Raw genomic sequence first — 19,163 nt, forward strand, 5'->3', positions numbered from 1 at the left:
TGTGTCGATAGCCAGCGGGAATCATGTGGATCACGCTCTCTCTCGCTGGACTGACGACCGTCGTCCTCGCCGCCCGCGGGCGCCCCTGGCACGGTCTGGTGGCAGCGACCCTGGGCTTCTACCTGGGCGATGCGGCCTGGTCCCTCCTCGCTGATGGCACGGGCGGCTTCATGCGCACGGTGTCGTCGCCGACGTGGTGGCAGCCGTCGCTGGCCCTGGGCACGATCACCGTTCTGACGGGCGTTCCGTCCCTTCGAAGGCGGCTCTTCGGGCGACGCACCTGGGCGGACCAGTGTCTACTGGAACCGGAGGTGGTGACGCGTAGCCTCGTGTCAGCTCCGGGATGGCAAACCACGCTGCTAGACGCCTCCCTGAGCGGTCGCACGGATGCCTGGGGGTCGGCTACCGACCTCCTGGTGAGTCCCGGAAGCGTGAATCGTCTGATCCATCAACACGGGCACTTCAGCGCCATCGACCGGCATGTCCCGGGCCCCCTTGGGCAGGCCATCGCGTCGCTCGATGCGGCCCTCGACTCCGTCGCTGCGACCCACACCTCGGAGGCACCGAAACTCTCCCCCGATGCCTGGGCCGCCCTCCTCCAGCTCGGTCAGCCGATCGCGGAGGCGGACGGTGATCCGCAGGGGCTGACCCTCGCTGATCGCGCGGATCTCGTGCTGCGAGCCGCCAGTCATTCGATCGATGCCGCGCTCGGGCTCGCCTGGCGATGGTTCAGCGGGCTCGACGAGCTGGTCGCTGCCCTGGGAACCGACGATCAGAAAGTCACGCTGGGATCGCCTGGCACGCGCCATGACGCGACCACCGGCGGTGAGCTTCTGGCCGCCGCCTGGACCGGCCGTGGAATGGAGCGAGCCACGGCGCGGGTCGTCAGGGAAGACCACGGAAGCGGGGAGGTTCTCGGCCTCCGGATCTCCTGCCGCATCGAGGACGTCGTCGGGGTGGGCGCCGCGACGCGGATCGCGCTCCTCGTTCCGACGGAAGACCCCGATGGGCTGATCGCGGGACCGGACGAGGAAGCCAGCGAGCGCCTGCTCGGTAGGACGTGCGTTCTGCTGCGCGCGGAAGGCGGACTCTCGGTCCTCGACGGCGCCAGGCCTGCTGACAGGCTCGCAAGCCAGCCGCTGCGCGGGTCCCTGGAACTCGTCGATACCTTCGTCGGCCTGGAAGAGGTCCTCGGCGGTGAGGCTGGCATCGGATCGGCCGACGAACCCGCCGATCGGCTCGTTGGAGGGCTCCATGCGGTCGGAGCGGCAGCGCTACTCGCAGGCCAAGCTCAGCGACAGGCCGCGATCGAAGGCTCCAGCGCGATCCTGAAGAACGTGATGAACGGCGAGACCATCGAGGCCTGGCGCCACGCCGACCTCGGCTCACTCACGCTGAGGGCGACCGCGCTTCCCAAGGCAGCGGCGCTGATCCTCGACGAGCGCGCCATGTCCCCTTCCGAGGCGATCGCCATCCACTCCGGCGCCCTCCGACTGGCCGCTGAGCTGGAGCATGCCCTCGGCTGTCCCGGCGACGCCAGCGTCGACGCTCCGCTGGTCCCGAGCCGCTGGGCCACGCTTCCACCTTTCCCGTTTGCCTGCGGGCACCCGGCCTCCTCTGGATGGGCACCTGGCTGGTATCGCTCGAGCCTCGAGGCCGTACAGGAAGCCTCCTTCGCGGCCTTCGATCGGGCACGAGCCAGGAGCCTTCGGGAACTCTGGGTGTCCGTGACGCTCGGGGCGTGCCAGCTGGCGTCTGACGCGCTTCCTGGTGGTTCCAGCGCCGCGAAATCCGATCCCAACGCTCGGTTCGTCCGCCTCGGACGAGCGTATTCGGTTCTGAAGACCTCGGCGCTCCGCCGTGGGACCCGGACGTCCGGCGCCTCGCCCGTCGAGGTCCACCTCGCCCACGTGGAGGAGCACCTCACCGTCTGTGCCGCGCTGGCCGTGGCCGACCGTCTGATGGGATGCCAGCCGGTGGAGCGCGATCTGTTCGAGTTCGCGGCACGGACCGAATTTGCCGACGCGGCGACGGATCTGGCCGCCGCGCGCGGCTCGCTCACGGGCACGCTGGCTCGACTCGCGGCAGGCATCGCGCTCAGGGCGTCGCACGTCGCTTGCGAAGGCCCCTCGGCGGAGCTCGCCGAGTCCGTCGCGGCGTCCATGGCGGCCACGCCGGAGATTCTCCGTCGTTTGACGGCCGAGTCCTATCCGGGGGATGCCTCGAACGGAGGCACGGCGCCGATTCGCCAGGCGTCTCGCCTGGCCGCCGCGAGTCGCGTTCCGATCGCCTGCATTCAGCGCGCTCAGTCCCTGGGCCAGCTGCCCCACGACGACTTCCAGTCCGTTCTCGACCTCGCGGTCGCGAGGCGGATCGTCTCCGCGGCGGACGTCGCCAAGATCCGCGGATGCATGGCCGTCGCATCGGAATTCGTTTCCAGGTCCACGGCGCCCTCCACCGACGCCGCCCTTCGCCCCACAGGCTGAACCTCGGTTTCGAGACCAAAGCCAATCCAAGCTCTCAAGAACCTCAGCTGTACCGGTCGATGACTCGCATCGGTGCGGTTACCGCGCCTCTCCGCCATGTCTCGCCCCTACAAGCGCCGCAAGAAGCTCATCAAGCCCCGACTCCAGCTCCGCATGAGCGGGATCTTCGTCGGGCTCGTGACGCTCATGCTGCTCCTCCAGTCCGCGCTTCTGACGGCATCGCTGCATCACGTGGCGAACACCATGCCCAACGACAGCGCTCTGCTCCTGGGGCAAACGAACGACCTGGCGATTCGCCTGGTCCTGATCTCAGCGGCCGTCTTCTTGCCGCTGACGCTGATGGTCGGCGTGCTTTCGACCTTCCGGATCGCAGGCCCCCTCTACCGCTTCGAGCGGTTCCTCCTGGCGGTGCAGAACGGGGAGAACCCCGGCGACTTCACGCTGCGAGATGGTGACGAGCTGAAGGACCTCGCGGCCCTGATCAACTCGAGCACGGCTCCGCTTCGTCAGGACGGAGCCCACGATGCCAGCGAGAGCGACACGACCACGGCAGACCACTGCGAGGAACGTGCCGCCTAGGCGTCCTTCATGTCGCTGTCGACCAAGATCGCTGCCATCCTGACGGCACTGATTCTGTCCCTCTCCATCGTGGGAGGATTCGTGCAGAATCGAGCGTTCAGCTCGCTCTTCGAGAACATCGAGACGGCAGAGGCGGACAAGGATCTTCGTCGAGTGAAGAACGCCATCCGTTCCGAGGTGGACGAAGTCTCGCGCATCGCCCAGACCTACGCGGTCTCGGATCCCGCAGCCGAGTTCCTTCAGGACGCCCGGAGTCGCCCTGGGTTCGTCCAGGAGCACCTGACGCCCCGAAAACTGCAGGGGGCCGCCATCGACCTCCTGTTCTTCTGTGATCTGGATGGCCGGGTCATGGCCAGTCAGGTCATCGAACCCAAGACGGGCGAACCGATCGATCTACTCGAGTTCCCTCGCTCGGAGCTGAGCCCTTCCCACGCCCTCTTGAGCTACTTCGCGGCGGGCTCGCCCGACGTCAAGGGCATCGATCACTCGGGCATCCTCTCCACGGAGAAAGGCCCCCTCCTCGCGTCCTCCCAGGTCGTCACGGGCGAGGGCGTGAAGAAGCGCGGCTACGTCATCGTCGGCCGTTTCCTTCGCGATGGGCTTTCGGATCGCGTCGAGCAGCGCACCGAGGTCGAGTTCGCCGCGTGGCAGCTCGACAGGAAAGCCGCTCTCCCGCCGGACGTCGCGGCTGTCTTCGACGAGGTCACGTCCTCGCCCGCGCCGATCCTCGAGACGAGCGGCGATGGCAAGAGCCTCTCCATCTACGCCTCGATCGATGGACTCCGCGGAATCCCCGAGCTCATCATTCGGGCGAAGGTCGATCGCGACATCACGGCAGCGGGTAAGACCGCGCTCCTCTCGGGCGCGATCACGGACGCGACGCTCGGACTCGTCATCCTCTTGGCGCTGCTCTACATCGTCAACCGGGTCGTGCTCAAGCCCGTGAAGGCTTTGACGGACCACGCCGTCCGAACCGGGCTGGACGAGAACTTCCGCGCCAAATTCGGCATGGAGCGCGAGGACGAGATTGGCGTCCTGGCGTCGGAGTTCGACCAGATGATGGCAAAGCTAGAGCAGGCTCGCTCCGCCCTGGTGGAGACCGCCCGAACCGCGGGCATGAGCGAGATTGCCACCGGTATTCTTCACAACGTCGGCAACGTGCTGAACAGCGTCAACATTTCGGCATCGCTGGTCTCCCAGCGCGTCGATGGCCTGTGCATCGACGATCTGGAGCGCCTCTCCGAGGTGCTCACCGAGAACAAGGAAGACCTCCCCCGCTTCCTCGCCGAGGACCCGCGCGGCCAGCACATCCAGCCTTTCCTTTCGGCCCTCGTGGTCCAGCTCGCAGAGGAACAGAAGTGCATCCGGACCGAGGTCACCTCGCTCTCGGACGGAATCGATCACATCTGTGAACTCATCAAGAGTCAGCAGAGCCTCGCGAAGGGTACGAAGCTCGTCGAGCCGACCGATCTATCGGAGCGCGTGGACGAGGCGCTTCGCATCACCCAGCGAGTCCAGGGCGTCGACCCGGAACTCGTGGTGGTCAGGCGCTACGACGATCTGCAGAACATCAAGCTCGACAAGCACAAGCTGCTGGAGATCCTCGTCAACCTCGTGCAGAACGCCAGGCAGGCGATGTACTCGGTCAGCGGTCCCCGCGAACTCATCCTGGAGATCCGCGCCAAGGGCGAGGATCAGGTGTTCATCGCTGTACAGGACTCCGGCATCGGTATCGAGAAAGATGACCTGACGCGGGTGTTCAACATGGGCTTCACCACCCGCGAAGAAGGCCATGGATTTGGCCTTCACTCCTCCGTCAACGCCGCCACCGAGATGGGTGGAAGGCTCTACGCAACGAGCGAAGGGAGAGGCCGCGGCGCCCGCTTCGTACTGGAACTCCCCATGAATCCCCCGGGTGCGAGTAGTGAAGAACGAGAAGCCGCAGAGCGTAGCTCCGTGGGTTCAGGCCTTGGATCAGGAGGCGCAAAGTGAAGAAGAACAAACGCATCCTGCTCGTCGACGACACCAAGTCGATCCACGACGACTTCCGCAAGATCCTGTCGCCAGCGACCGCTGAGCCGACCGATCTCCAGAGCGCGCGTGCCGCCTTCTTCGGCGCCAAGGACGCGGCTGCGGGCGCGGCGGGCGCCGAGCCGATCTCGGCCAAGCCAAACCCCGCAGCACCCATCAGCTACGAACTCGAGAGCGCCTTCCAGGGCATGCACGCCCTCGATCTCGTGAAGGCTGCCATCGCCGAGGGCAATCCTTACTGCGTCGCCTTCGTCGACGTTCGGATGCCACCGGGCTGGGACGGGATCCAGACGATCAAGGAGCTTTGGAAGGTCGATCCCGACCTCCACTGCGTCATCTGTACCGCCTACTCGGACTACTCGTGGGACGAGACGGTGGCGCAGCTGGGGCATACGGACAAGCTCCTCATCCTGAAGAAGCCTTTCGACCCGGCCGAGATTCGCCAGACGGCTGCTGCGTTCTCCGCCAAGTGGAACGCCGCTGCCAGCGAGCGAAGCGCGATGGAAGCGGTGCGCCAGAAGGAAACCGAGGCGCGCGCCTACGCTTCCTCTCTGGAGACGCTGAACAAGGCCCTCGCGACCTCGAAGGCCAGCGCCGACCGCATGTCGACCATGAAGTCGGAGTTCATGCTTCGGCTCACCAGCGAGATCAGCACCCACCTGAACGCCATCCTCGACCGACTCATCGAGGACGGCCGCACCGAGGGCCTCGACGACGCTCTCGATCGGAGCCAGCGCCTCCTGGAGACCGTCGACAAGGTCATCGACTTCACCCACGTGGAAGCCGGCACGCTCGAGATCAAGCCGCGCCTCTGCAGCGTGCGCGAGGTGATCGACGACGTCGAGCAGACGTTCCGGAGCCGCGCCGAAGCCAAGGGCCTCATCCTCGAGATCCGGATGAACGAAAGTGTTCCGGCGACGGTCAAGACGGACCCGGCGCGCCTGTCCCAGGTGCTCTGCCAGCTCATCGACAACGCGATCCGCTACACGGACGACGGGCGCGTTCACCTTTCCGTGGGCACCGAACCGACGGAGAGCTGGGACCGCGTGCGGCTCCGCTTCGACGTGACCGACACCGGCCGCGGCATCGGGCAAGAGCGCGTCGGGCACGTCTTCGAGCCGTTCTCGTCGCGCGCCAACGGCGACCTCGCGGAAGGCAGCGGGCTGGGCCTCACCGTCGCCAAGCAGATCGCGAGGCTGCTGGACGGAGACGTGCACTTCGACTCCCTGCCCGGCGAGGGCTGCACCTTCACGCTTCGCCTGGAAGTGAAGCGCGAAGACCGCAGCGTCGAGACCCGCTCCGACCACCAGCCCTCGGCCTTCGAGAACTGGCCCGGAAGCGGAAACCAGCGCGGAACGGGCTGAGGACCTATCGCGATTCCCAGCGCGCGATCGGCGGAAGCTCCGGAGCGCGGAGCGCGAGGATCGACATCGCCGTCGAATAGGACGACGTCCGCGGGAAGATTCGATCGTTCCACGTACCGTCCGCAGCACGGGTCTTCTGGAGCAGAGCCGTGAGTTCCTCCCTGCGCGCCGCACGCTCTGCCTCGGGCAGCGCCTCGATGGCGAACGCCGCGTAGGTATGGCCGAAGAAGAAGTAGTAGGGAGCGATTCCATAGGGTGCCTTGTGGGTGCCCTGCTGGCTCTTACGGACGAGCAGGTCGTCCCAGCCGTCGAAGAAGCCCTGAATCGCGGTTCTCAGATCCCCTTCCGTCCTGCGTCCTGCCAGGAAGAGCGCGAGCGTCGCGACACTGGAGCGCGCGGCCGAACCGGGCATCGCCACGTCCCCACTCGCCCGGCCCGAATAGGCGTAGCTCTGCTGCTTCGTGACACCGAGTTCCAGGCCATCGAGAGCCTTCTCGATCAAGCTCGCCTCCACTTCGAAACCGTGCGCCTTCGCATCGAAGAGGATGAGCAGCGTGGCTCCGGTCATGAAAGGGCTCACCGCATCCTGCGTGGCATAGTTCCAACCCCCTTGCTCCGTCACGTTCGCCCTCAGCCTGTCGATCAGATCGTCAATGGCTCCTCGGACCTCGTCGGCTTCCTCTCCCTCCACCAGTCCGTGATCGAGGGCGAGCAGCAAGAGCTGGACTCCGTACGCATGACCCCACCCCCGGACGTCGTAGCCTGATTTCGGTCCGCGGGCGAGCTCGGGGTCCTCGTCGATGGCCTTCATCACGAAGTCGACGGACCGCTTGACCGCCGCGCGCGCGGCGACCAGGTCCTCTCCCTGGAGCCCGGCGCCGAGCAGCGCTTGGGCCACGATGGCGCTGCCTCCCACGCGATACCCCGACGGAATGTGTCGGTCGCGGCCCACGCGATAGACGCCCTCATAGGGCCACTCGGCCGCATCGTCCCCGCCCTGCCGTTTCGAGAGCCGGTCGGCCTCTTTCTTCTGCCAGTCGGCGAGTCGATCCTCGGGCAAGACCCCGACGGGTGGATCCGGAAGATAGTGTTCCTGGGTCCCGAGCAGGTACAAGGCCGCGACCCGGATAGCAGCGTCCACAGCCATGGGCTCGCGAGCGTCGGGGTTCGCCGTTCCCGCTCCTTCCTGAGCCGGGCTGCCGAGGGCTGCGAAACTGACGAGTGCAAGAGAGAGGAACAGCATGGGCGAATCACCAGAAGGAGAGGAGACAGGCACATCAGCGTACACCGAAGAGTCCGATGGCGTATTCTCTCAGCACCCCGTCCCCCACGGAGTGCCCCATGACCGCTGTCCACACGATCGACGAGCTGTTCGATCGGTTCCTGGAACTTCACAACGAGGAAGACCTGGGTGTGGTCTTCGATCTCGCTGCCCCCGAGCTTGCCGCCATGGCCAGGCGCGCTCGACTCGATGCAGCGGGCTGCGAAGACGCCCTTCAGGAGACCTTCCTCACGATCCTGCGACGGAGCGATAGCTTCATCGCGGGCCAACGCTTCATGCCCTGGGCCCAGGGCATCATGGCGCGTCAGATCAAGGTCGAACGGCGTCGCCAGAGCAGGCGCCTCGAGGCCCTCGGCCTCGACACCTCCGACGTGAACCCCGACCTCTCTCCGGGTCCCAGGCAGGTCCTCGAAGACAGCGAACTCCGCAGGCAGGTCGAAGACGCCATTGCGGGCCTCTCCATGGCCCAGCGAGACGTTGTCGAAAGGACGCTGCTCAAGGGTGAGAGCCCTTCGGACCTGGCGCTCGAGATGGGCCTCTCCGCGAACACGGTGGCGGTTCGATTGCACCGCGGCCTGAGTCGGATTCGCAAGGTGCTTCCGAAGGCCGCCGTCCTTGGCGTGGCCGGACTCCTGACGAGCCGCGTGCGTGGGGAGGCAAGCGTCCGCTCTTCCATCCAGGGAGCCTCCCGTCGCGGCGGATTCGAGATCGTCAGCACCCAGGCCTGGTGGCTCACTCCTGGAGCAGCCATGACAGCAGCGGGGCTGGGAGCCGTCTTGACAAGCGCCTGGCTCCTGCAAGGAGATGCCGACTCGAAAGGCCCGCACCATGTCGACGCCAGCGTCTTGATCCCTGCCAGGAGGATCGTCAGCGCAACCGGCGCCGTCACGATGCCCCGGGAGCCCGACCGGTTCGACCGAACGTTGTCGTCCTCCCCGACGCCCGAGGCGTCGGGCGGAGACGAGGGCGCCGCGGCGCGGAAGGCCGGGGTCCTCCTTCACGTGCTGGCACCGGACGGTCGTCCCGTCGGGAAGGGCACGGAAGTCTTCGCACTACCGACCGAGCCCCAGCTCTTGCTTCCGACCGAGCCGATGGTGGCCTTGGCCGTCACGGATGAGAATGGCGAGCTCCACCTTCCAAACGAGAGCGAGATCGGGGACCGGACGCCGCTGCTCTATGCGCGCGCTCCAATCGGCGCGCCCGCCTGCGCGGGCGTCCTCGAGGTCGATCTCTCGACGCCTCCCACCGAGGGATGGACGCTCCAGCTGACGGAGGCGCTGACGCTGGAGTTCGAGGTCAAGGACGAAGCCGGACAGGCGGTCGCTGGCGCAGAAGTCGCGGCCCTCGGACTCATCGATGAGCTCTTCTCGGAGGAGGCACAGCGCACCCTCGAAGAGGGCATGCTCTGGCCGATCGGCTACCGCCACCTGTTCGGGGGAGTGACCGACTCCCTCGGTCGCTGCACCGTGAGGGGTTTCCTCACCCAGGGCTACAACGGCCAATATGTCGGCTCTGCGGCCAGCTGGAAGGACGGACATGCGGCCTACGCGGAGCTGTTCGAGTTCGCCCCCGATGACCCCAAGCGACTCCGGTTCATTCTCCCGCGGCTCTCGTCGGTCCAGCTGGCGGGAGAGGTCGTCGACGAGCGCGGCCTGCCGATCGCCGACACCTCCGTATCCTTCAATTTCCGGGGTCTCGGCGGCTTCGACGACTCGGCCGCTTGCACCACGGGGAGCGACGGGCGATGGAGCATCGACTCCGCCATGCTGGAGTGGTTCCCGATCGAGCTGCGCTTCGAGCGCGAAGGCTACGTGACGAGCGAACTCGCCCTCCGTAGTCCTGGCGAACTCGACGGAGAGCCGCCCTGGATCGTCCTGTCGCCCGCGGCCACGCTCAGCGGTCACCTCATCGGATCCGATGGCCAGCCCACGGCCGGCGAACTCGAACTCATCGTGCTGGGGAAAGAGAGCCGGGCCATGGCGGACGAGAACGGCCAGTTCACCTTCACGGGTCTCCGGACCGGCGCCAGCGTTCTCACCGCCATCGGATCTGGACCGACCCATGAGATGAGCTTTCAAGACGTCGAGTCGTTCGACCAGCCGATTCGCGTGACCCTCCGCGCGACCGATCTCGCTCCCGATGTCAACGTCCGCCTCGTCGACCCGGAATCTGGGGATCCGATGCCGATCTCGAGGCTCACGCTCCTCCGTCACGGTGAGACCAGCGGGGCGTGGCCTTTTGTCCGTATCGAAGGAGGCAGCGGCCTCGCCGAAGACGTCCCGCCAGGTAGCTGGTCCGTGATCGCTGAGGTCGACGGAGACGGCAGAGTCTTCGGCCAGGAGATCCTGGTCCCCGCGTCCGAGGAGCCCCAGCTGGCAGAGATCCAGGCCGCGCCTGGTGGGTCCCTCGAAGTCACGGTACACGGCGCTGTCGGCCTCGACTTGAGTTCCAGAAAGGTGATGATTGCCCGCGCGCTCGGGCCCGAGATCCCGTTCTGGGTGCGTTCTTCCAACGAGCTGGCTACCCACGAACTCAGCGTTGATTACTTCGGCAAGGACGACGAGAGGGCCGTCTGGGCCATGCCAGGCCCAACGGACGTCACGATGTCCGGGCCAGGGTGGGTCACACGTCCCACGCGCTGCGAGATACGTCCGGGCGAGACCATGCGCCTCGACCTGGAGGCCGTCCCGTCAGGACGGGTCATCCTTCGCCACCCCGCCCTCGACTCACCGGGCTGCGTGACGTTTGAGGTCTGCTCCGAGACGTCCGAGTGGATGAGGGTTTCGACGGCGATGTACTCGGCCGAGGCCGTCGGTGAGCACGAGGTCCAGCTTCCACCGGGCCACTGGAAGTGGCGCGCCACGTGCAGCGCCATCCTGGACGAGGCCAGGGCGAACCGCGCCATCCCCCAAGAAACCGGCGAGATCCAGGTGGTCGAAGGCGAGACCGTAGAGATCTCCCTGGGGAGTCATTGAGAAAAAGGACAGGCCCGCCGGAGTACTCCCCCACTCCGGCGAACCTCGTCCAGCTGCGCGCACGACGGGTGCACAACGCCCGTCACGGAGCGGCATGTAGGCGCAACGCCAAGAGCTGCGCTGCGCGCCGCTCGATCGCTTCCATACCCAACCGCGCAGGAGCCAGGGGACCGAACCGCCGCTGGCGACCCACCGCATTCCCCTCGCTCATGGGATGGAACGAACGAGCCCCGCGCGCGGTTACGAACGCCGCTCGAAAAGGCGCGCGACTACCGGAGAACTTCGTCGTACGGGATGCCGAGGCTGGCGCGATAGTCGGCGACCGCGCGGAAGTGCTCCGCGATCACGTCGACCAGCATGGAAGCCGCCGACGCCGTCTGCTGCTCCCGAAGGTTGACCCGCAGAAGATCGCTCTGCCCCTCGGCCAGGAAGATCCGCTCGGCCTCTTCGAGCTGCCCGGCGAGCAGTGCGTTCTCACGCACCTGCGCCAGGCGCAGCCAGGTCTGCAGCACCGCCGACTGACCGTCCTGGACCTCGGCGATGATCGACTCACGCGCGAACTGGAGCTTGCGCTCCACCTGGATCGCCTTGGCATCGAGGGAGCGCAGCTTGCCGCTCGCCTCGCGCCGCTGGACCGGCACATCGAAGTTCACGAAGACGTCCAGCTCGAAGGGCCCCTTGTCGTCCGGCGACGAAACGGCATCCCCCACGTCCTTGGAGCCCGCCACCGTCAGATCCAGCTTGGGCAAGAGATCGTTCTCGGCCTTGGCCACGTCGAGGCGGATCTGATCCGACAGGAGCTCCAGCGACCGAACCTCCGGGCGGTTGCGCAAGGCGAGTTCATGGTCGGCGTCCCCGAGGAAGAGGGCAGGATCGGTGGGCGTCGGCAGCGACTCGGGCAGCTGCGCCTCCAGCGGAATCACCGGTTGACCGGCGCTGGAGCGCCAGAAGAGCGAGAGCGCGATCGCCGCTTCCTGGAGAGCCCGCTCCGAACGAATGACGATGGACTGCCGCTCGACCACGAGGCGCCGGTTCTCCGTGATCGAAAGCTGCGGAAGCTGGCCCTCGTCCACGGAGATGACGATGCCCTCCTGGCGATTCTCGGCGAGGTCCAGGAGCCGTCGGGCGATGCCTAGCTTCTGGCCCGCGGCCACCCACTTCCAGTAGGAGAGCGCGGCCTTGCGGGTGGCTTCCAGGCGCTTCTCAAGCACCATCGGCTCCGCCTGGGCCTGGCCCACGCGGGCTCTCCACAGGTCGAGGCGGCGCTGGTCGATCTCGCGCCCTTTGAGGAGCGGAAGGCGAATACCCGCGCTGAACTCGCCCTCCTCGTTCGACTTCAGGCCGCCTTCCCAGATGGGAAAGTCGCCCGTCCCGATCTTGTAGCCGGCGAAGGGGGTCGCGCCCCAGGCCGTCGTAGGCTGCTCGATCAGCACCTTGGCCGTTTCGTTCCGATAGAAGCCATCCGGCGCCACAGCCCCGTCGCCCTTGATGCGCAGGTCGAAGCCACCCTCGGCGCTCAGCATTTGAGCATTGGCGATCTCGACTTCTTGGAGCGCGGCGAGGATGAGCGGAAACTGCTCCTCGACCGAGCGCAACACCTCGTCGAAGGTGAGCGGCGGCAACGGCGCCTCTGACTCATCTGCCGCAGCGGATGGCGGCAGGACCGAGCCGATGACGGCGACGGCGGACTCCCCTTTCTGGGCGTCCGTCCTGCCGAAGCGATCGAGCAGGGCGTCGTCCGGAAGGACGCGCATGGGAGCCGGGCGCGCGCCGGGCCTGACGCGGCGCGCGTCCTCGGCGGAAACGCAGCTGGCTACGAGGAGGCAGAGCGCAGCGGAGGTGCCGCGCCTTTTCGTGAAGATCTCGAGACGGCTCATTTCTTGCCTTTGTCGCCGCCGTCATCCTTGGCCTTGCCACCGGCCTTCGAGCCGCCATCCATCGTGGGCGGGCCCGTCCGGATGCTCGGCGGGAAAGCGTTGAGCTGGCGCCACACTTCATAGCCGCTGCTGACCGTCTCCAGCTGGATCCAGCCGGAAGCGCGCACGCCCTGGCGCAGGTACTGTTCCTCGGGCCAAGCGGGTTCGGTGGGATCGGGAACCACGAGCACGCGAACGCGCCCGTCTGACGCTGCCTGCGCATCGACCTGGGCCACGACGCCTCCGAAGGTTCCCACGGCCACGGACGGCCAACCCGCGAACTGCACCGCAGGCCAGCCCTCGAACTGCAGGCGCGACTGACGGCCAACCTGGACGAGCGGGGCGTCCACACCACGCATCCAGAGCTCGACGGCGAGCCGCTCCGTGTCGGGCACGATCTCCATCAGCGGCTCGCCGCGGGAGATGAGGTCCGAAGAGTTGGCTCCTGCCGCGCGGAGAATCGTTCCATCCCTCGGAGCCAGAATGACTCGAGTGGCCTGACGAGCGACGTCGCTCTGGATCTCGGTCAGCGCTTTCTTTGCGTCCTGGAGCTTCTGCTGGGCCTCCTGTTCCTTGCCCGTGACCTCGTCGATCTTGGCCTGCTCGCTGGCGTTGATCTTGTCGCGCGAGGCGCGCTTGGAGTCGCGCTCGCTGCGCGCCTGGGCCACCGCCGCGCGAGCCGCCGCGACCTTGGCTCGCTGCTCACCGAAGTCCGCCTCTGCCTTCTGCTGCTTCTGGACGGAGGCCTGGCCCTGGGCGAGAAGCCTCGACTGACGCCCGAAGTCTTCCTGGAGGAACTCGAGCTTCTTCTCCTCCGCTTCCAGCTTGCTCTCCGCCTCGCTCACCTTCTCTATGGCCTGCGAGATGTCGGCGTCCGCGCCCACGAGAGCGGCCGTCCGGCTGCTCTCCAGCGATAGCAGCTGTGCATCGAGGGACTCGAGGACCGTGTGCGCAAACTCGACCTTGTCCCGGGCGAAGCCCTCTTGAAGATCGAGGCGCGCGGCGAAGTCCTTGTCGAGGTCCTCCATCACGGCGAGCTCATCTCCCTTCTGCACCCGCGATCCCTCGCGAACGTTGAGCTTCGTCAGCCGGCCACTCACCGGAGCGGGGATGACCTGGATTCGATCGAGTGGATTGAGCGCTGTGACCCGACCGACCCCCGGCACGTTCTGCTGCCAGGGAACGAAGATCAGCAGAACCGGAAGGATCACCAGGAATGAGCCCAGGGCGATCGCGAGCTTGCGTCCAGCGCGCGACCGACCGATCAGATGCTGAACGGGCAGCTCGAGAGACGGCGCGGATGTGGAAGAACCGTTGGAGCTCATGGATCAGTCGTTCCCCTCGATGGACTCGGTGGAGTGGCCTGCGGGAACAGAGATGTCGAGATCGATGACCCGATCATGCCCATCGAAGGGCGAGGAGTCACTCGTCAGAACCAGCACCGTGCGGCCATCGTTCCTCAGGAGAACGTTCTGGATGGCCTCGTGGAACTTGGAGTCCGCGCCGTGCCCGGAAGCGTCGATCACGAGCACGGCGGGATCACCGGCGAGCGCGCGGGCGAGCATCAGGCGCTGGAGGTCATCATCGGAGAGCCCGCGCGCGTCCGGATAGATCACGGCGTCGAGCCCGTTCTCGAAGTCGGCGAAGACCCCGCGGAGGCCCACGAGGTCGAGCGCCTTCCGGATGTCGTCGTTGAGCACGAAGGGCCGGCCGAGGCGAACGTTCTCACGTACGCTTCCCTGAACCCACTCGACCTTGGAGACCACGGCGATCTCACGTCGGATGAACTCCGGCGCCAGATCGCGGAGGTCGCGGCCATCGAGTCGAATCACGCCGCTCGACGGCTGACGTAGGCGCCAGACGAGGTCGACCATCGCGAGCCGTGCGGCGCCGTCGAGGCCGCGGACGAGCACGCGCTCGCCCCGCTCGATCCGGAAGTCGGCCAGGGGGATGCTCGTGAGCCCGGCGGGTGCGTCGAAGCGAACGCCTTTGAGGTCGAGCCGAGCACCCGAACTGCGTCCCGATGCGTCCGTCACGGAGTGAACGTGGTGCTCGCCCTGGCTGGACTCAATCGGTAGATCGAGCAGGTAGCCGACCTTGGCCACGGCCGCCATGAGGTCGTACCAGGTCTCCATCAGCTTGCCCATCTTGGCGACGCCCGCGAGGACGGCCGAAAGGATGAGCTCGGCGGCGACCAGCTGGCCGAGCGTGAGGCTGCCCTGGATCACCAGCAGGCCCCCGATCGAGAGCAGCGCGGTGCTGGCCACCGCGAGCAGCACAAGCGCGCCGACGACCTGGGTGAAGAGCGTCCGGAAGTGCGCCTGGCGCTTGGCGACCCAGGCGCGTGAGACCGCGTCCGCGCGCTCGTAGATCCACGACTCCGCACCTGCGGCGCGGAACGTCAGCGGGTTGCGGGAGATCTCCTCCAGCCACGCGACGACCTCGTACTTGGCGGTGCTCTCCTTCACGGCGGAGTACTCACCGCGGCGTCGGGGGCCGAACACCAGCGCCGCGATCACGATCAGAAGGACGACGTCGAAGGCCAGGAGAAAAGGGTGATAGAAGGCCAGGACGGTCAGTCCGACGACGACCGTCAAGAGGACGCTCAGGCCCTCGATCAGGAGCTTCGCTGCCGACTTCTGGATGGTGAAGACATCGAAGAAGCGGTTGACCCGCTCCGGGCCATAGCCGTCGTCGTAGGCCGCTGTTTCGACGCGCGGCAGGCGGGCGGCGATGTCACCGACGGCCCGGACGAGAAGGCGCCGCTGGAGAAGCTCGACGACCCAGGTCTGAACGGCGATGAGGGCCGCCGCGAAGGCGAGCGCGAAGGCCAGGAAAATCGCGACGGCGATGAGGGGCTGGAACGTGCCCCCGATGGCCACGGAGTTGACGATGGCCTGAACCGCGACCGGAGTCGCGAGCGTCAGGATGCCGATCATGATCGCAAAGACCAGAACGACGTAGAGATCGCCGCGCTCCGGGGACAGCAGCCGACCGAGGCGCTGGAAGTTCGTCAGCGTCTTGTCGGGGTACGACTGGGACGCAGCCGCTTCGTTGGGCGTCGCCGGGTCGGCCACGAGCCAGTGGATGGCGGTTTCGGGGTCGGCCCCGAGGAGCTCCAGGATCTCGTCGTCCCCCACGGAGGTGAGGCTGTTCTCCGAGGACTCCTCGAAGACCGTGGCGTCGACGCGCTTGCCGCGGCCGGGAGCGAGGAGGAACCAGCGCCCCCCCTGCTCGTCAATGGCAACGAGGGGCTGGCCCGCACGGACGACCTGCAGGGCCTCCCCCACGGAAGCGGTCGCCGTCCGGGTGCGAAGGCCAAAGTCGTGGCCCACGTGGGCGAGGAGCTCGAGGCGCTCCCGCACGGACTCCGCCGGACTCGCATTGGCGAGCGCGACCCGCTGGATGAGCAGCGCCGGATCGAACGGCTGGCCCACGGCTTCGAAAAGCCTTGTGAGCAACCGGGTCGGCATGGAAACGGTGCTGGGGCCTGGGGAGCCGGGCTCCGTGGAATCACTCGACATGCTCGCGGGTGGGGTCGATTGGCGGTGAACGGAATCGAGACGGGCGGAAGTCTAGCGTTTACGCAGCTCGAAAGCGGTGCGCGGTCGCGACATGTAGCATCAGAGGGGCGCGATGGAAGACGCCACCTGGCGCGACAGTCTGTCAAGCTCTCTCCCTTCCCTTCCCCATCCTTGGAGATCCACATGTCCAGAGGCACTCTGCTCCCCATGGCCCTCACGGGTGTTCTTTCCGGCGCGCTCGGCACCCTCGGCGTTGCCGCCCAGACGAGCACCTCGCACTCCCGACCTGAAAGAGCTGCCGTCAGCGCCGAGGGCGACGTGCTGGCCCCGCAGGACAGGTGGTTCCCGGCGCCGCGACCCGCGACGACGCAGGGCCGGCCGATCCTCCAGCAGCTCACGGGCAACTCGAGCTTCGAGACGCTCAACCAGAATCCCGAAGGCGACATGCCGCGCGACGTCGCCTTCACACCGGACGGCCAGCGGGTCGTCGTGGTGAACCGGGACACGGACACGGTGACGGTCTTCGACTTCGCGACCCGGGCGATCCTGGCCACGGTCCAGGTCGGCGACTTCCCGGTGGACGTCGAGGTCTCGCCGGACGGAACGCTGGCGGCGGTGCCGAACGTTCTCGGCGACACGGTCAGCTTCATCGACCTCGCGACCTATGGCGTCGTGGCGACGGTCCCCGTGACGACCGTGACGGGTGACGGTCAGCCCTTCAAGGTCCAGTGGGACAGCGCTTCGACGTTCTGCCTCGTGGCCGTCATCGACGGAGCCACGACCTCGCGCTTCTCGATCATCTCGAGGGCCACGCTCACCGAAACCGCGTCGATCCCCACCTCGCCCCAGGGTGCGGTCGGCGGCTTCGCGACGCCGGAAGCCGGGATCTTCGGCAATCTCTTCTCCGACTTCGAAATGAGCGCGGACGGATCCTTCGTCCTCGTGCCCGACCGGGCCGGGGACGCGCTCAACTCCTACGCCCTGCCGAGCGGCGCTCTCCTCGCGAGCGTGCCCGTCGGCGACCTCCCCGCCCACGTCGATCTTTCCGATGATGGAACGGCCGCCGTGGTCGGCCTTGCGGGAACGATCGACGCCGTGGTTTCCCTCAGCGTGAGCGGCGGCGTGCCGACGGTCCTCACCACCACGCCGACGAACCTGAGCGCGTTCGACCCCCTGGTGCGTATCACGCCGGACAAGACCCAGGCGATCGTCGCGGTGCAGAACGCCGTCGAGTTCATCGACCTCGCGGCGGCCACCGTGGTCGCAACGGTCAGCACCGGCACGGTCGGCGACATCGAGTTCACCTTCGACGACCAGTTCGCGGTCGTGACGAACTTCAACACGCGGGTCATCCGGCTCTCGACGCGGAGCCAGGTCGCTTCCCTGAACATCGCCGCGACGTACGACGCAGCCGTCAGCCCGGTCTCCCATCGGCTGGTGGGCCTGAACAACCGCTTCGGGGAGGACCTCCACTACTTCACGACGAACGGTTCGTCCAGCCAGGCCCTTGGCCGCACGCTTTCCGGCGAGGAGCCCGAGGTCGACGCGCCCCGCCGCGTGACGATCACGCCCGACGGCCGTCGAGCGCTCGTGGCCGCCAACACGTCGCGGAGCATGGCGGAATTCGACCTCGATACGCGTACGGTGTCGAACGTCTACGGGGCGGGCGATCGGGTATGGGAGATCGCCACCGACGCGGCGGGCACGGTTGCGGTCGTGACGAGCACGGGCAGCGACCGCGTCGACGTGATCGACCTCGTGAGCGGCCAGACGGCGGCGACGCTCAGCGTCAGCCAGCGCCCCACCGAGGTCAAGGTTTCCGCGGACGGCACGCGCGCCTACGTCACCACCGTCGCGGGCACGGACCGGATCCACATGATCGATCTCGCCGGAGCCGCGAGCGCGGTGACCGGCACCGTGATCGCGGGTCAGCTCGGAACGATCGGCTACGTGGGCGGCCAGTCGAGCGGCATCGCGCTCTCCCCGGACGGCAACACCCTGGCCGTGTGCGTCTCCTTCGACGATGAGCTGCTGCTCGTCGACACCGTGGCAGAGAGCGTGATCACGCGCGTGCCGGTGGGAGACTTCCCGATTCGCTGCGCCTGGTCGCCGGATGGATCGCAGGTCTTCGTGACCAACACCTTCGGAGACTCCGTGAGCCGTATTGCGTTCAACGGCGCGGCCTCGGCCGTCACGGGAACGCTCGGCGGCCAGGACGGCGCCTTCGAGATCGAGGTCGACGATGCGGGCGCGTTCGTCTACGTGACGAACAACACGTCGGCTGCCAGGGAGCTCCTTGTGATCGACGCGGCGACGTGGACGGAGGCGACGAGCCTGCCCCTCCCGGACGCACCGACGTTCATGGACCGGGCCGGTTCGGCGCTCTTCGTGACGGCGGGGAACGATGTCCACCGCGTCATCGCCGCGGGCGGCTCGAGCGCGATCGCGGACGCGGTGGAGATCACGGGGACGCCGACGCACCTCGCCTTCAGCGCCAGCCGCGGCCTCGTGGTGACGCCCCAGCCGGGCGCGAACGACGGCCTGGACCTCACCGCGTTCGGCGGAGTGCCCACCAACGAGTGCGGCCCGGCCATCCCGAATTCGACGGGCGCTTCCGCGACGATCGAACTCCGCGGCACCTACCTGGCAGGCGGCCTACCGCTGACCCTGCGAGCGTCGAACCTGCCGCTCCTCTCCTTCGGCTACTTCCTGCACTCGAACACGCCGGGCTTCACGGCGAACCCGGCGGGGAGCCAGGGCAACCTGTGCCTCGCGGGGACGATCGGCCGCTTCAACACCCTGGCCATGAACTCAGGCCTCGCCGGTGTGATCCAGATCGACGTCAACACGCAGAACCTGCCCAGCGTGCCGACGTCGGTAGCGATCCAGCCGGGCGATTCCTGGTCGTTCCAGCTGTGGTACCGGGACGCAAACCCGACCGTGACGTCGAACTTCACCGACCGGGTCACCGTGACGTTCGAGTAGGTCGAGTCGTTATTCGGCGGA

General features: G+C 67.1%; 10 protein-coding genes. 6 read left to right on the forward strand and 4 right to left on the reverse strand.

Annotated elements, in window-relative coordinates; translation table 11 throughout:
* The first annotated feature begins 23 nt into the window (after positions 1-23).
* From Poly30_RS22450 to Poly30_RS22465, 4 genes are all read left to right on the forward strand, one after another.
* On the forward strand, positions 24-2,486 hold the full coding sequence (locus Poly30_RS22450; protein WP_145202712.1) for an acyl-CoA dehydrogenase domain-containing protein: 2,463 nt from the start codon (positions 24-26) through the stop codon (positions 2,484-2,486).
* A gap of 96 nt (positions 2,487-2,582) precedes the next feature.
* Positions 2,583-3,065 (forward strand): hypothetical protein, encoded by a 483-nt coding sequence (locus Poly30_RS22455; protein WP_145202714.1) that lies wholly within the window; start codon positions 2,583-2,585, stop codon positions 3,063-3,065.
* A 9-nt stretch (positions 3,066-3,074) separates the two neighbouring features.
* A complete protein-coding gene (locus Poly30_RS22460; RefSeq protein WP_145202717.1) occupies positions 3,075-5,057 on the forward strand; it encodes an ATP-binding protein in 1,983 nt (660 codons plus the stop codon).
* The gene (locus tag Poly30_RS22465; RefSeq protein WP_145202719.1) at positions 5,054-6,460 is read left to right on the forward strand and encodes an ATP-binding protein; all 1,407 of its coding nucleotides are present in this window, start codon (positions 5,054-5,056) and stop codon (positions 6,458-6,460) included. The genes Poly30_RS22460 and Poly30_RS22465 overlap by 4 nt, the downstream gene beginning before the upstream one ends.
* 4 nt (positions 6,461-6,464) lie before the next feature.
* Here Poly30_RS22465 and Poly30_RS22470 read toward each other — a convergent pair whose 3' ends face one another.
* Entirely contained in the window at positions 6,465-7,703 is a 1,239-nt protein-coding gene (locus tag Poly30_RS22470) for a hypothetical protein (protein ID WP_145202722.1), read from the reverse strand.
* A gap of 98 nt (positions 7,704-7,801) precedes the next feature.
* Between Poly30_RS22470 and Poly30_RS22475 the strand changes: the two genes are divergently transcribed.
* A complete protein-coding gene (locus tag Poly30_RS22475; RefSeq protein WP_419190516.1) occupies positions 7,802-10,717 on the forward strand; it encodes a sigma-70 family RNA polymerase sigma factor in 2,916 nt (971 codons plus the stop codon).
* A gap of 269 nt (positions 10,718-10,986) precedes the next feature.
* Here Poly30_RS22475 and Poly30_RS22480 read toward each other — a convergent pair whose 3' ends face one another.
* From Poly30_RS22480 to Poly30_RS22490, 3 genes are read right to left on the reverse strand one after another with little or no spacing between them, the layout of a single operon-like run.
* Positions 10,987-12,594, reverse strand: coding sequence for a TolC family protein (locus Poly30_RS22480; protein WP_145202728.1), 1,608 nt, complete (start codon positions 12,592-12,594; stop codon positions 10,987-10,989).
* Positions 12,591-13,958, reverse strand: coding sequence for an HlyD family secretion protein (locus Poly30_RS22485; RefSeq protein WP_145202731.1), 1,368 nt, complete (start codon positions 13,956-13,958; stop codon positions 12,591-12,593). Before Poly30_RS22485 ends, Poly30_RS22480 begins: the two co-directional genes overlap by 4 nt.
* 3 nt (positions 13,959-13,961) lie before the next feature.
* The gene (locus Poly30_RS22490; RefSeq protein WP_419190517.1) at positions 13,962-16,094 is read right to left on the reverse strand and encodes an ABC transporter transmembrane domain-containing protein; all 2,133 of its coding nucleotides are present in this window, start codon (positions 16,092-16,094) and stop codon (positions 13,962-13,964) included.
* A 246-nt stretch (positions 16,095-16,340) separates the two neighbouring features.
* Between Poly30_RS22490 and Poly30_RS22495 the strand changes: the two genes are divergently transcribed.
* Positions 16,341-19,142 carry a YncE family protein gene (locus Poly30_RS22495; RefSeq protein WP_145202738.1) on the forward strand — a complete coding sequence of 934 codons (2,802 nt, stop codon included), beginning with the start codon at positions 16,341-16,343 and terminating at the stop codon, positions 19,140-19,142.
* Positions 19,143-19,163 lie beyond the last annotated feature (21 nt).

Origin of the sequence: Saltatorellus ferox (assembly GCA_007751475.1) — a bacterium.
Lineage (GTDB): Bacteria > Planctomycetota > UBA1135 > UBA1135.

Coding starts and splice junctions, on each gene's coding strand:
- Poly30_RS22475 (WP_419190516.1), top strand. CDS start 7,802: ATGACCGCTGTCCACACGATCGACGAGCTGTTCGATCGGTTCCTGGAA.
- Poly30_RS22455 (WP_145202714.1), top strand. CDS start 2,583: ATGTCTCGCCCCTACAAGCGCCGCAAGAAGCTCATCAAGCCCCGACTC.
- Poly30_RS22480 (WP_145202728.1), bottom strand. CDS start 12,594: ATGAGCCGTCTCGAGATCTTCACGAAAAGGCGCGGCACCTCCGCTGCG.
- Poly30_RS22460 (WP_145202717.1), top strand. CDS start 3,075: ATGTCGCTGTCGACCAAGATCGCTGCCATCCTGACGGCACTGATTCTG.
- Poly30_RS22470 (WP_145202722.1), bottom strand. CDS start 7,703: ATGCTGTTCCTCTCTCTTGCACTCGTCAGTTTCGCAGCCCTCGGCAGC.
- Poly30_RS22450 (WP_145202712.1), top strand. CDS start 24: ATGTGGATCACGCTCTCTCTCGCTGGACTGACGACCGTCGTCCTCGCC.
- Poly30_RS22495 (WP_145202738.1), top strand. CDS start 16,341: ATGTCCAGAGGCACTCTGCTCCCCATGGCCCTCACGGGTGTTCTTTCC.
- Poly30_RS22485 (WP_145202731.1), bottom strand. CDS start 13,958: ATGAGCTCCAACGGTTCTTCCACATCCGCGCCGTCTCTCGAGCTGCCC.